The organism is Streptomyces sp. 351MFTsu5.1, from assembly GCF_000383655.1.
Lineage (GTDB): Bacteria > Actinomycetota > Actinomycetes > Streptomycetales > Streptomycetaceae > Streptomyces > Streptomyces griseorubiginosus.
In genome coordinates, this window is sequence record NZ_KB911777.1 from 466,768 (window position 1) to 479,783 (window position 13,016).

Here is a 13,016-nt window from a genome sequence, read left to right on the forward strand (position 1 = left end):
GACGCGGTTGCCCGCACGCCGTAAGGCACCCGTAAGGCACCCGTAAGGCACCCGTAAGGCACCCGTCAGACGACCCGATCCGAAACCGGTCGCCATGCCGACCGCGCCCCGACCGCGACGCACTCAGTCGTCACGACGACTGCGCCCCCGCCCCAACCTCCGCCCCACCGCCCACAGAACCGTCACCGCGGCCACCACCCCGAGCGCGATGAGCCAGTTGCGGGGATAGTCCAGCGGGAGTACCGACGGGTTGGCCGTCCGGCCCGGTCGCAGCAGCACGGGGAGCGCCACCACCGTCAGCGCGCCCGCGACCAGCAGGCCCCCGCGGACCGGCCCGCGCACACCTCCGCGCACCAGCAGCAGCCCGGTCAGCAGGATCGCGGGGGCGACCACCGCGTCGTGCAGGGCCACCGCCCCGGCCAGCCATACGAGGACGTCCGGGACGTCACCGGCCGTCCCCAGCAGGAAAGCCCCGACGCCCATGAGCGCCACGCCCGCCGCGCCCACGGCCACGCGCAGGGTGCTCATGCCACCACCTCCAGCCGGCCGACCCACTTGGTCTGGAGCACACCCGGCCGGTCGGGGGCGATGAGCCGCGCGGGGTAGCCGTGGTCGGGATCGAGTTCCTCACCGTTCAGCCGCAGTGCGAGCAGGGTCAGCGGGTCGCGCGCGTGCAGGTGTCCCATCTCCGAGACCCGGTAGCCGCCGCGCAGTTGCAGCGACACCACCCGCACGCGTGCCTGTGCGGGCGCGCCCGCCCGGTCCAGGAGATCCGCCACGCGTACGCCGGTCCAGCGCGCCGACTTGCTCCAGCCCTCCACGCACGCGATCGGCAGCTCCACCTCGTGCTGCGGCAGCGCGCGCAGGTCGTCGAGTGTCAGGGTGTACGGCCGCGGTCCGGACACCGTCAGGCGGTACTCCTCGTCGGCGATCCGGCCGACTCCGGCCGCGGCGGCGGTGCGATTGACCGGCAGGGACTGAGGGCCCTTGTCCGGGTCGCGGGGAGCGAAGAGGACGAAGTCCTTGAGGGGGGTGAAGGACTGGCCGACGGTCGTGAGCGTCACCGCTCCGACGGCCGTGGTCAGCGCGGCCAGCAGCGAGCGCCTGTCAGGGCCCTCCGTGGCCGGCAGGGCGAGCGTGCCCGGTGAACGACGGCTCCAATGCGCCCTGATCTCCGGGGACTTGACCGCGATGTGCAGCAGCAGCGCTCCGACGACCAGCCACGCCACCGCGTAGTGCACCGGTACGAACGAGAACGGCCACGGATACCACTGGGCCGTGTTGAGCAGCCCGGTCGCGAGCTCGAAGACGGCACCGGCGACGAGCACGGCGACCGACAGCCGTTCCAGGGCATGCCGGACCGAGCGCAGCGCGGGCCACGCGAACAGCCGCGGGTACACCGTCCACAGCTTCGCCAGAAGCAGCGGGATCGCGGCGATGCCGGACGCGACGTGCAGTCCCTGGGTGAGCCGGTATCCCCATACCGGGCGGCTGGGGATGTCGTCGGCGAGCCACCCCGGCGGGTGCTGCATGAAGTGGCTGACGAGACCGGTGAGGAAGCAGACGGCGAAGGCCGGGCCGAGCCAGCGGCCGATCACCGTCGCGGTCCGGGCGTCGTGCAGTCCGCCCTTGAACACCGGTGGTGTGACGCGTGGTTTCATGCCTCCATCCCACCGGCTGCGCGGCCTTACCGGAACAAACGAACTCTTACGGAACAAGAACGCATAACGGCGCCCCGGAAGGATCTCCCTCCGGGGCGCCGTGTGCCGCGGCGGCCGCTTTCTTACACCGCGACGATGCCCTCCATGCCGGACTCGGCGAAGGGGGGCAGTCCTGTGAGAGTGGTGACCTTGGTGAGCGAACCGTTACGGCCGATCCGGAACCCGTCGACCGTGCCCGACGTCGCGTTCTGCACGTACAGAAACTGCTCGTTGAGCAGCGGCCTCTGCACGACGGTGTCTACGGAAAGTCCCCTCCGGGGCTGATCACTTGACGACCCGTCAATTCACGTCTCCGGACTCGGAACGAAGTCATCGTGCCCCGGCGACCTGCGCCTGATGCGCCTGATGCGCCTGCTCATGCGGTAGCCCTCCACTCATCGCCAACCAGCCACTGCGGCCGACCGACAGAGCCAGAGTGGTCCGTGGGACGAGGACACATCAGCGATTCGGCCCCCACGTCACCGTCTCGTAAGAACCTCCCGCACGCCCCGAAGAGGCTCACCCGCCCCCCGGCGCCTCGGCCGGAACCTCAAGGGGGACCAACAGCCTCCGCCCAGCGGCACATGGCCGTCCCGTCACAGGATCGCCGACCGGAGGAGCCGTACACGGCCTCAGGGCTGAACTGCCGCGGTCGGCTCCGGGAAGGTGACGCCCGTCAGCTCCTCCGAGGCCGCCCACAGGCGTCGGGCTGCTTCCGGATCCGCGGCCGCCGGGGAGCGACCGACCAGGGTCGGGGCGCCGCGGGTCTCGAACATGCCGTCCGGGCCGACATAGCTCGCGCCGGGGAGGTCCTGGACGGCGGCGTACAGGGTGGGGAGTGCGCCCGCCCGGCTGTCCTGGGCGATGAGCCGGTTGCCCAGGCGCATGAGGGCGCGCCGCAGCAGGCTGGCGTCGTGTCCCTGGAGGTTGGTGGCGGCCCAGCCGGGGTGCGCGGCGTGGGCACGTACGGGCGAGCCCGCTTCGGTGAGCCGACGCTGGAGTTCCAGGGTGAAGAGCAGGTTGGCGAGCTTGGACTGGCTGTAGGCGGAGACCGCGCCGTACTCGCCGGTCATGTCGAGGTTGTCGAATCGGATGCGCGGACGGCCCGGGGACTTGTGCGCGAGGGACGTCAGCGTCACCACGCGGTCGGCGATGTGCGGCAGCAGCAGGTTGGTCAGCGCGAAGTGGCCCAGGTGGTTGGTGCCGAAGTGGGTCTCGAATCCGTCCTTGGTGCGACCCTCGGGGACGTTCATGATGCCGGCGTTGTTGATGAGCAGGTCCAGGTCGCCGTGCCAGTCGGCGGCGAACTCGCGCACGGAGGCGAGGTCGGCCAGGTCGAGGCGGCGGACCTCCACGCTGCCGCCCACCGTCGCGGCCGCGGCTTCGCCGCGCTCGGTGTCCCGTACGGCGAGGACGACGTGGGCGCCTGCGGCGGCCAGAGCGGTGGCGGTGGCTAGGCCGAGGCCGCTGTTGGCGCCGGTCACGACGGCGGTGCGGCCGCTCTGGTCGGGGATGTCGGTGGTGTTCCAGGACTGGGTGTGCGTGTTCTTTGCCATGACCCCAATGTATGCACCGATCACAATGTAGGCAACATTAACAAAGTGTGCGTCGTCTACACCCGGCTAGGCTGAGGGCATGACGAACCGCCCCTACCACCACGGAGACCTCCCCGCCGCGCTGCTCGCGCGAGCCGAGAAGACACTGCGCGAGAGGGGGGCGTCCGCGCTGTCCCTGCGCGAACTCGCCCGCGAGATCGGGGTGAGCCCCGCCGCGCCGAGTCGCCATTTCAAGTCCAAGCAGGCACTGCTGGACGCCTTGGCGCTGACCGGGTTCGAGCGGTTGGCCGAGGCCATCGCAGCCTCACAGGAAGGCGCGGGTGAGGCGTTCGCCGACCGGCTGGATTCCGCGGCCCGCGCCTACGTGGGGTTCGCCGTGGCCAACGCCGCACTGCTCGACCTGATGTTCTCGGTCAAGCACAGTCCGCAGGCGTCGGAGGCACTCGGGGCGACCTCCCACCGATGGTCCGATCAGCTCCTGGAACTGATCGGCGACGGGCAGCGACGGGGCGAAGTGCGCGAGGGCCCACTCGAACGGATTGGCCTGCCGGTCTTCGCGGCGCTGCACGGCTACGCCGGCCTGACGGTGAGCGGCGTCCTGCCGCCGGAGGTGACTGAGCACGGCTTGGACGACCTGATCGCGTCCACCCTGCGCGGCTGCGCTCCACAGTAGATCTCTCAGGAGAGCCGCAGTAGAGCCACAGGGGAGCCCCAGGAGAGCCGCGCAGGATGACCAGAGGGGTCACCGTTCAGGAAGCGGCTGAGGGTCATTCATCAGAGACGGGCGGCAGCAATACCCACCCACGGCCGCCCGCACGCCCCGCCCCTCCACAGCACAGCCCCACCTCAGATGCTTGCGCGGCTCAACGCACCCTTCCGCGTGGTTTCAACGCCACGGGCGGCAGTTCCGGAGCCGGCAACGGAGCACCGTCGTACCCCTTCACCTCCCCGAACCGTGTCCCCTCCATCCAGTCGCGGCGCGCCTGCTCGATCTCCGCCTGCGACCGCCCGATCCAGTTCCAGAACATGACGAGCTCCTCCTCGAACGGCTCGCCGCCCAGGAGCATCAGGCCCGCGTCCGACTCGGCGCGCAGCGGGAGTTCGGTGCGGCCGCAGCCGAGGTAGAGCATCGATCCCGGCAGCACCGGCACCCCGTCCACACGGGTCTCGCCGGACATGCACAGCACGGCGTACTCGAAGTCCGGTTCCAGCGGCAGCCGTACGTCCGCGCCGCCGGCCAGGGTCAGGTCGGCGCCGACGATCGGGGTGTACGCCGTGCCGGGTGAGCGCGCGCCGTCGAGGTCGCCCAGGATGAGCGTGGCCGTGAGCCCCGGTGCCGTGATCTGCGGCAGCTCGGCGTGGTGCTCGAAGCGCGGGTCGGTGTGGCGGTGCCCGTCGGGGAGGGCGACCCAGAGCTGGGCGCCGTGCAGGTAGCGGGCGTGGGACCTGGGGCTCTCCTCGGAGTGGCTGATCGCGCGGCCGGAGGTCATCAGGCCCAGTTCACGGGGGCGGATCGTCTGGAGGCTGCCGGTGGAGTCGCGGTGGAGCACCTCGCCCTGGTGCAGCCAGCTCACCGTCTGGAGGCCCATGTGCGGGTGCGGGGGCACCTGCATGCCCGGCTCGTCGGCGATGTCGTCGGGTCCGTAGTGATCGACGAAACACCAGGCACCGACCATGCGGCGGCCCAGGTTGGGCAGCAGCCGGCGCACCTCGCTGGACTCGCCGAGCTTGACGTGGCGAGGGCTGAGGAGTTCGCGCACGGGTTCCGCCACCACGAAGCCGCGGCCACCGCACAGGGCGGGTACCGCCTCGCGATCAAGATTGCTCATGGCGCCCAACCTAGTCCCGTGAGGCGATTCGCGTCAGGTCGTCCGCCGGGCACAGGGCGCGGGCGCGGGCCGCAGGGCACGGGGACGGCACAGGGACAGCACAGCCACGGGGCGAGGCGGCCGCCGCAGGGCCGTGGCCACGACCGGATAACAGTAGCCATGGACATAGTAGCCATGTACTGTATCGAGGCATGAGTACGGCACCCGAGGGCGCGACGCCCGGTTTCCTGGTCTGGCGACTGTCGATGAAGTGGCGGGTCGCCGTCGACCGCGCGGTGGCCCCGCTCGGCCTGACCCACGCCCAGTACTCCCTGGTGACCTCGCTGTACGGCATGCAGCGCGGCGGCGAGCGGCCCAGTCAGCGGCGCCTGGCCGACCACACCGGCCTCGAACCGCTCTACGTCTCGAAGCTCGCGCGCTCCCTGGAGAGCGCCGGGCTCCTGGAGCGCACGCGCGACCCGCGCGACCCGCGCGCGGTGCAACTGGCGCTCACCGAGGAGGGCCGGGAGCGGACCGGGCAGGCCATCGCGGTGGTCCAGGGGCTCCTGGAGCAGTTGCTGGCGCCCCTCGGAGGCCTGGACAGCACCCGCGCACAAGCGTTCAAGCGCGAGCTGGCAACCCTGCTCGCCACACCCCTCGACCCGGCGATCTACACACCCCTCGACCCGGCGAACGGCAACCCGAAGGAGCAGTAGCCATGACCACCACCCCTCCCCTCCTGAACCCCCGCGTCATCGCCCTGGCCCACTACGCGGCCCGCGGAATCCTGGAGCGCGTCCTCGCCCGCCACGGCCTGACCTTCCAGCAGTCCGTCACCCTGCGCCTGGCCGCCGTCGCCGAGGACCCGGTCGAGCGGCAGCACCTCGTCGACGGTGTCGTCGACTCCCTCAAGATCGAGGCTGCGGAGGCGGACGCTGTAGTCGACGAACTGATCGCATCGGGCGCCCTGAGCCCCCAACAGCCCTCCCGGATCCGGATCACGGAAGCCGGGCGACAGCTGCACGAGACGACGTCCGCGGAGACGGCTCCCCTCTCCGCGCGGGTCTACGACGGCATCCCCGAGGAGGAACTCGCCGTGGCCGGGCGGGTGCTGAGCCTCATCACCGAGCGCGCCAACCGGGAACTCGCGGCACTGACGGCGTAGCAGCCGCCTCAGACCGCCGCTGTCCTCCTCCCCTTCCGGCGGGCGATCTCACCGAGGATCACGTCGGCCACGATGAACCCGGCCAGCGGGATGCCGAGCAGCGGCACGAAGTAGCCGAGGACCGCGATGACCACGACGCCCGGCACCAGGATCTGCGGCGGCACCTGCTGCCAGGCTCCGCGCGGGATCGGCCGTCCGAAGGCGGAGCCCCGGCCGCGCTGCCACCACATCCGGTAGCCCCACACGATCAGCAGGACCAGCGACAGGGCGAGGATCATCAGGGCGATCTGGTTGACCAGCCCGAACAGGACGCCGGTGTGCAGGTCGATGCCCCAGCGGGTCAGCTTGGCGAGCAGCGGGTAGTCGGCGAACCGCAGCGTGTCGGTGACCTTGCCGGTGGCCGGGTCGACGGCGACGGAGTCCTGCTTCTCGGGCCAGCTGCGCTGCACCTGTCGTACGACATAGGCCGAGGACGCGTCGGCGGGCGGGACGATCTCCACGGGGTCGCCGAGTCCCTCGGCGCGGGCCGCTGCCAGCACCTTGTCAAGGCCGACGCCGTGCTCGGCGTCCCCGGCGGAGGCGGAGGCGCCGTGGCCGGAGTGGTCGCCGCCCGCGGCGGAGGAGACCGAGGGGGTGGACTGGCCCAGCGAGGTGCGCAGTTCGTCGATGTTGGCGCCCGCGTACGTGGACCAGGTCAGGCCGGTCGCGGACAGGAAGAAGAAGCCGGCCGCGGCCCAGACGCCGACGGTGCCGTGCAGACCGAGGGTGCGGCGCCGCCCGGTGGTGCCGCGGACCTTGCGCAGGGCGCGGCGGCGGGAGAACCACAGCACGATGCCGCCGCCCGCGATCACCCACAGCCAGCTCGCGGCGAACTCGCTGTAGAGGCGGCCGTTCTCGCCGAGGTGGAGGTCGCGGTGGAACTCGTCGATCCAGGTGCGCAGGGGCAGCGCCCCGGTGGAGCCGTACTGCTCCAGCGCGCCGCGCACCTTTCCGGTGTACGGGTCGACGAACACGGCGAGCGTGTGACCGGGGTCGACACCCTTCACGCCCGACAGCATCACCCTGGTCGTCGCGTCGGCCTCGGGAGAGGGCCGTACCGCCGAGACGGTGCCCTCGGGGTGGGCCTTGCGCGCGGCGGCCACCTGCTCCGAGAGGGGGAGTTTGCTGTCTCCGACCGCGGTCACGGTCATCTCGTGGCGATAGACGATCTTCTCGGCCTGGAAGGCACCGGCGTACAGGAAGCCGGTGACGGCGGCGACCAGCAGGAAGGGTGCGACGAACACGCCGGCGTAGAAGTGCAGGCGCAGCACGAGCGGGCGCAGCGGGGCCCATCTGCCGGGGGCCGGCGTCGGAGCGGCCGGCCCGGGGGCCTCGTCCGTGGTCGTCGTGGGAGCGGTGGACATCGGCGGCTTCTCCGGGGGCTGGGGACGGTAGCGGTCCAGTAGTCGGAGGGCGGGGGCGCCGAGTTCCCGGCACGCCGAGTGACCCGCATCACACATGAGGCGCCCATGGCATCCTGACGCGATGGCAACCCCGAGTCCCCGCAAGCCCCTTGCCGACCTGATCGAGGAACTCCTCGCCACGGACGGCCCGCTCCCGATCGTCGCGGCCGGCGACCCGGTGCTGCGCAACAGCATCCAGCCTTACGACGGCCACCTGGACGCCGCCCTCCTGTCCCGCTTCGTCCAGGCCCTCCGCATCACGATGCACGCGGCGCCCGGCGTCGGTCTGGCCGCACCTCAGGTCGGGGTCCTCCTGCGGATCGCGGTGATCGAGGACCCCGCCCCGGTGCCCGAGGAGGTGCGGCTGGCACGCGGACGCGTCCCGCAGCCGTTCCGGGTGCTGGTCAATCCGTCGTACGAGGCGGCCGGTCCCGAGCGGGCCGCGTTCTTCGAGGGCTGTCTGAGCGTGCCGGGCTGGCAGGCCGTGGTGGCACGGCCTGCCGCGGTCCGGCTGACCTGCGAGGACGAGCTCGGTCGACCGGTGGACGAGCTGTTCACGGGCTGGCCCGCACGGATCGTCCAGCACGAGACGGACCACCTGGACGGCACCCTCTACCTGGACCGCGCGGAACCGCGCTCGCTGTCCTCGAACCGGGCGATGGCCGAACGCTGGACGCAGCCGACCCCTGAGCAGGCGGCTGCGTCCCTCGGGTTCGAGCTGCCCTCCTAGTTGTCCCGGTAGGCCTCCAGGAGCCGCAGCCACACCTCGCTGATCGTCGGGAACGCCGGGACCGCGTGCCAGAGCCTGCTGATCGGGACCTGGCCCGCGACCGCGATCGTCGCGGAGTGGATCAGTTCGCCGACGCCGGGGCCGACGAAGGTGACGCCGAGGAGGATCTCGCGTTCCAGATCGACGACCATGCGGGCACGGCCGCGGTAGCCGTCGCCGTAGAGGCCGGCGCCCGACACCGAGCCGAGGTCGTAGTCGACCGCGCGGACCCGGTGGCCCGCCTGCTCGGCCTCCGCCAGGGAGAGGCCCACGGCGGCGGCCTCCGGGTCGGTGAAGACGACCTGGGGCACGGCGTCGTGGTCGGCGGTCGCGGCGTGCGGGCCCCACGGGTCCGACTGGACCGGGCTTCCCGAGGCGCGGGCGGCGATGGCGGCGCCGGCGATGCGGGCCTGGTACTTGCCCTGGTGGGTGAGGAGCGCGCGGTGGTTGACGTCGCCGACGGCGTAGAGCCAGTCGCTTCCGGTCACCAGGAGACTGTCGTCGACCTCCAGCCAGCTGCCGGGCTCCCGGCCGACGGTGTCCAGGCCGATGTCGTCGGTGTGCGGGGCGCGTCCGGTGGCGAAGAGGATCTCGTCCGCCTCGATGCGGTCGCCGGTGCCGGTGACCACCACGACCGTGCCGTTCTCCCGGGTGACCGACTCGACCGAGGTGCCGGTGCGGACGTCGACGCCGGCCTCGGTGAGCGCCTCGGCGACGAGCTCGCCCGCGAACGGCTCCATGCGGTTGAGCAGGCCCTTCCCACGGACCAGGAGCGTCACCCGTGAACCGAGGGCCTGCCAGGCCGTGGCCATCTCGGTGGCGACCACGCCACCGCCGACCACGACCAGGCGTCCCGGCGCCGCCTTGGCGCTGGTGGCCTCGCGGCTGGTCCAGGGCTTGACCTTCTCCAGACCCGGCAGGTCGGGCAGCACGGCCCGGGTGCCGGTGCAGACGGCCACGGCGTGCCGGGCGGTCAGCACCTTCTGTGTGCCGTCGGGGGCGGTGACCGTGACCGTCCGCTCTCCGCTGAGGCGACCGTGACCGCGGTGGATCTCGGCGCCGATGCTCTCCAGCCAGCCGACCTGGCCGTCGTCCTTCCAGTCCGAGGTCCAGTAGTCCCGGCGCGCGAGGACCGCGGCCGCGTCGAGGGGGCCCTGCACCGAGGCGCTCAGACCGGGCAGGCGGCGCGCTTCCGCCTGGGCGATCGCCGGCCGCAGCAGGGCCTTGCTGGGGATACAGGCCCAGTAGGAACACTCCCCGCCGATCAGCTCGCTCTCCACGACCGCGGTGGAGAGCCCGGCCGCACGGGTGCGGTCCGCCACGTTCTCCCCCACGGGTCCGGCACCGAGCACCACTACGTCGTAGGTGCTGTTCGCGATGTCTTCCGTTTCCGTCATGGGCCCAGTCTGGTGGGTGGTGTGCGCCGGGGCCACATGGGTAAGCGCGCGGGACAGCGCGTGGAATACGTGCCCCACCGGGCGTGTTGTGCCGGACGGTTTCCCCGATACCAGGAAGAGGGTTGGCTCAATGAGCAGCACCGTGGAGCTCACCAAGGAGAACTTCGACCAGACGGTCACGGACAACGAGTTCGTCCTGATCGACTTCTGGGCGTCCTGGTGCGGTCCTTGCCGCCAGTTCGCGCCGGTCTACGAGAAGGCCGCCGAGGACAACCCCGACCTGGTCTTCGGCAAGGTGGACACCGAGGCCCAGCCGGAGCTGGCCCAGGCCTTCGGCATCCAGTCGATCCCGACGCTGATGATCGTCCGCGACCAGGTCGCGGTGTTCGCCCAGCCGGGCGCGCTGCCCGAGTCGGCCCTGACGGACGTCATCGGGCAGGCCCGCAAGCTGGACATGGACGAGGTCCGCAAGGCCGTGGCCGCGCAGCAGGCCCAGGCCGAGCAGAACGACCAGTAAAACCCCTGATCAGAACGGGTACGTCGCCACGTCCGCACGTACCGTCGTCCACCGCACGTCGGTGAAGGCCTCCACGTTGGCCTCGCCGCCGAACCGGGCGCCGGTGCCGGACGCGGCGATGCCTCCGAAGGGCGCGACGGCCTCGTCGTTCACGGTCTGGTCGTTGATGTGCACGATGCCGGTCGGGATCCGCTCCGCCAGGTCGAGACCGCGGGCCGCGTCCCCGGTGACGATGCCCAGCGAGAGGCCGTAGGGCCCCGCGGCGGCCAGGGCGGCCGCCTCGTCGACGGTGGCGAAGGACCGTACGGGCGCGACGGGCCCGAAGACCTCCTCCGCGTAGGCGGGCGTGCTGTCGTCGATGCCCGCGAGGACCGTCGGCCGGTAGAAGAGCTTCTCGTGGGTGCCGCCCGCGGCCAGCTTGGCGCCCTGGGCGGTGCTGGCGTCGACCAGGCCGCGCACCTTGGCGAGCTGGTTGTCGTCGATGATCGGGCCGAGGTGGACCTGCTCCCGGTTCGGGTCGCCGACGGCGAGCGAGTCGGCCTTGGCGGCCAGCCGCTCGACGTACTCCGCGTACAGCGACTCGTGGACGAGGTGGCGGCCCGTCGTCATGCAGATCTGGCCCTGGTGGAAGAAGGATCCCCAGGCGGCCGTGGAGATGACGGCCTCGATGTCGGCGTCCTCCAGGACGATCAGCGCGGAGTTGCCGCCGAGTTCCAGGTGGGCGCGCTTGAGGTGGCGTCCGGCCGCCTCGCCCACCGCGCGGCCGGCTGCGGTCGACCCGGTGAAGGAGATGACGGGGACGCGCGGGTCGGCGACCAGGGCCTGGCCGACGTCCGGGCCGCCGGGCAGGACGTGGAAGAGGCCCTCGGGCAGCCCGGCCTCCGCGAAGACGGCGGCGAGCGAGAGACCGCCACAGACCGCGGTGCGCGGGTCGGGCTTGAGGAGCACCGCGTTGCCCAGGGCGAGCGCGGGGGCGACGGAACGGATCGACAGGATCAGCGGGGCGTTGAACGGCGAGATCACGCCGACGACACCGACCGGGACCCGGCGGGTGTACGACAGCCTCGGCGCCTCGCTGGGCAGGACCTGACCCGCGGGGCGGGAGGCGAGGGCGGCGGCCTCGTAGCACTCCTGGGCGGCCACGTGCAGCTCGAAGTCGGCCTTGCCGGGTATGGACCCGGACTCGCGGACGAGCCAGCCGCGCAGTTCCTCGGCGTGCGCGGCGAACAGGTCACCGGCCTTGCGCAGTACCCCGGCCCGGACGAAGTGCGGGAGCCGGGCCCATTCGGCCTGGGCGGCGCGGGCGGCCTGAGCGGAGCGCTCCACGTCCTCGCCGGTGGCGAGGGTGACGGTGGCGAGGGTGTCGCCGGTTGCGGGCTCGGTGACCGCGTACTCAGGTCCCGAAAGGGGGTGGGGCTGCCAGCTCTTGGGGTCGAGCAACGACATGACGGCTCTCCGTTCGATCACCTGCGGGACTCACGCGGGCAGGGGTGGTCCCGTGTAGTTCGCGGCCAGTTCGGCGGCCGCATGGCGGGATACGGTGATGCGGCGCAGCCGTGCGAGCTGCATCCGGCTCTCGAACGCATCCCCGTTTGGTTGAGCATGCAACATCCTAGTCATGTCGTACGAGAAGCGCGTGGCCTGCCACACACGAGACAGACACAACTCCGAATATCTGTCGATCAGTTGTGTGGATCCCTTGCGGTGCGCCTCGGTGAGGGCCCGCGCGAGGACGGACACGTCCGACACGGCGAGGTTGAGCCCCTTGGCCCCGGTCGGCGGCACGATGTGCGCGGCGTCCCCGGCCAGCAGCAGGCGGCCGTGCCGCATGGGTTCGTGGACATGGCTGCGCATCGGGGTCACCGACTTGGCGGTGACCGGGCCCCTGGCGAGGGTCCAGTCGGCGTCGATCGCGAAGCGGGCGGCGAGCTCGTCCCAGATGCGCTCGTCGGACCAGTCGGCGGCGTCCGTGCCGTTGGGGACCTGGAGGTAGAGGCGGGAGACGGACGGGGAGCGCATGCTGTGCAGCGCGAAGCCGCGCTCGCCGCGGGCGTAGATCAACTCCTCGCAGGAGGGCGGGACGTCGGCGAGGATCCCGAGCCAGGAGTACGGGTAGTCGCGCGCGTACGTCCGGCTCGTGGCCGCCGGGAAAGCCCTGCGGGCGATGCCGTGGAAGCCGTCGCAGCCGGCGACCCAGTCGCAGGCCAGCGTCCGTTCACGGCCCTCGTGCCGGAACCGCACCACGGGGGCGTCGCTGTCCGGTTTCTCGACCGCGAGGGCCTCCGCCTCGAACAACAGCGGTGGCCCTTCGGCCAGCTGGAGCCCGACGAGGTCCTTCACGATCTCGGTCTGGGCGTAGATGGTGACCGTGCGGCCGCCGGTGAGCGCGGGGAAGTCGATGCGGTGCCGCTCCCCCGCGAACCGCAGCTCGATGCCCCGGTGGACCAGGCCCTGCGCCTCCAGGCGGTCGGCGGCCCCGCAGGCGCGCAGGGCGTCGACGGTGCCCTGCTCCAGCATTCCGGCCCGCTGGCGGTGCTCGACGTACTCCCGCGTCCTGCTCTCCAGGACCACGCAGTCGACGCCGGCGCGGTGCAGCATGCGCGCGAGGAGCAGTCCGGCGGGGCCGCCGCCGATGATCCCGACCGTGGTGCGCATGGCAGGC

General features: G+C 71.8%; 14 protein-coding genes. 5 read left to right on the forward strand and 9 right to left on the reverse strand.

Features of this window, described 5'->3' with window-relative positions; genetic code table 11:
* Window positions 1–123: 123 nt before the first annotated feature.
* From H295_RS0108685 to H295_RS0108700, 4 genes are all read right to left on the reverse strand, one after another.
* Window positions 124–528 carry a hypothetical protein gene (locus H295_RS0108685; RefSeq protein ID WP_020134965.1) on the reverse strand — a complete coding sequence of 135 codons (405 nt, stop codon included), beginning with the start codon at window positions 526–528 and terminating at the stop codon, window positions 124–126.
* Window positions 525–1,661, reverse strand: coding sequence for a molybdopterin-dependent oxidoreductase (locus H295_RS0108690; RefSeq protein WP_043217227.1), 1,137 nt, complete (start codon window positions 1,659–1,661; stop codon window positions 525–527). Before H295_RS0108690 ends, H295_RS0108685 begins: the two co-directional genes overlap by 4 nt.
* A gap of 122 nt (window positions 1,662–1,783) precedes the next feature.
* Window positions 1,784–1,951, reverse strand: a complete 168-nt coding sequence (locus H295_RS47145) for a hypothetical protein (RefSeq protein ID WP_020134967.1) — start codon at window positions 1,949–1,951, stop codon at window positions 1,784–1,786.
* Between the two features lie 381 nt (window positions 1,952–2,332).
* Window positions 2,333–3,256 carry an oxidoreductase gene (locus H295_RS0108700; protein WP_020134968.1) on the reverse strand — a complete coding sequence of 308 codons (924 nt, stop codon included), beginning with the start codon at window positions 3,254–3,256 and terminating at the stop codon, window positions 2,333–2,335.
* A gap of 79 nt (window positions 3,257–3,335) precedes the next feature.
* Here H295_RS0108700 and H295_RS0108705 point away from each other — a divergent pair, with 79 nt between their 5' ends.
* Complete coding sequence (locus H295_RS0108705) at window positions 3,336–3,929, forward strand: TetR/AcrR family transcriptional regulator (RefSeq protein WP_020134969.1); 594 nt, start codon at window positions 3,336–3,338, stop codon at window positions 3,927–3,929.
* Between the two features lie 190 nt (window positions 3,930–4,119).
* Here the strand turns inward: H295_RS0108705 and H295_RS0108710 are convergent, their stop codons facing one another.
* Entirely contained in the window at window positions 4,120–5,085 is a 966-nt protein-coding gene (locus tag H295_RS0108710; protein WP_020134970.1) for a pirin family protein, read from the reverse strand.
* A 191-nt stretch (window positions 5,086–5,276) separates the two neighbouring features.
* Between H295_RS0108710 and H295_RS0108715 the strand changes: the two genes are divergently transcribed.
* A complete protein-coding gene (locus tag H295_RS0108715) occupies window positions 5,277–5,780 on the forward strand; it encodes a MarR family winged helix-turn-helix transcriptional regulator (protein WP_020134971.1) in 504 nt (167 codons plus the stop codon).
* A 2-nt stretch (window positions 5,781–5,782) separates the two neighbouring features.
* Window positions 5,783–6,229: a winged helix DNA-binding protein gene (locus tag H295_RS0108720; protein ID WP_020134972.1), complete on the forward strand. Its 447-nt coding sequence runs from the start codon at window positions 5,783–5,785 to the stop codon at window positions 6,227–6,229.
* Between the two features lie 8 nt (window positions 6,230–6,237).
* Here H295_RS0108720 and H295_RS0108725 read toward each other — a convergent pair whose 3' ends face one another.
* Complete coding sequence (locus tag H295_RS0108725; protein WP_020134973.1) at window positions 6,238–7,632, reverse strand: PepSY-associated TM helix domain-containing protein; 1,395 nt, start codon at window positions 7,630–7,632, stop codon at window positions 6,238–6,240.
* Between the two features lie 121 nt (window positions 7,633–7,753).
* Between H295_RS0108725 and H295_RS0108730 the strand changes: the two genes are divergently transcribed.
* On the forward strand, window positions 7,754–8,401 hold the full coding sequence (locus tag H295_RS0108730; RefSeq protein WP_020134974.1) for a peptide deformylase: 648 nt from the start codon (window positions 7,754–7,756) through the stop codon (window positions 8,399–8,401).
* Here the strand turns inward: H295_RS0108730 and H295_RS0108735 are convergent.
* Window positions 8,398–9,837, reverse strand: a complete 1,440-nt coding sequence (locus H295_RS0108735) for a dihydrolipoyl dehydrogenase family protein (RefSeq protein ID WP_020134975.1) — start codon at window positions 9,835–9,837, stop codon at window positions 8,398–8,400. The genes H295_RS0108730 and H295_RS0108735 overlap by 4 nt on opposite strands.
* A gap of 130 nt (window positions 9,838–9,967) precedes the next feature.
* On the opposite strand from H295_RS0108735, the gene trxA reads away from it, so the two are divergent.
* The gene (gene trxA, locus H295_RS0108740; RefSeq protein ID WP_020134976.1) at window positions 9,968–10,354 is read left to right on the forward strand and encodes a thioredoxin; all 387 of its coding nucleotides are present in this window, start codon (window positions 9,968–9,970) and stop codon (window positions 10,352–10,354) included.
* 9 nt (window positions 10,355–10,363) lie between these two features.
* Here trxA and H295_RS0108745 read toward each other — a convergent pair whose 3' ends face one another.
* Together H295_RS0108745 and H295_RS0108750 are read right to left on the reverse strand one after the other, a co-directional pair.
* The gene (locus H295_RS0108745) at window positions 10,364–11,800 is read right to left on the reverse strand and encodes an aldehyde dehydrogenase family protein (protein WP_020134977.1); all 1,437 of its coding nucleotides are present in this window, start codon (window positions 11,798–11,800) and stop codon (window positions 10,364–10,366) included.
* A gap of 30 nt (window positions 11,801–11,830) precedes the next feature.
* Window positions 11,831–13,009, reverse strand: coding sequence for a 4-hydroxybenzoate 3-monooxygenase (locus H295_RS0108750; protein WP_020134978.1), 1,179 nt, complete (start codon window positions 13,007–13,009; stop codon window positions 11,831–11,833).
* Window positions 13,010–13,016 lie beyond the last annotated feature (7 nt).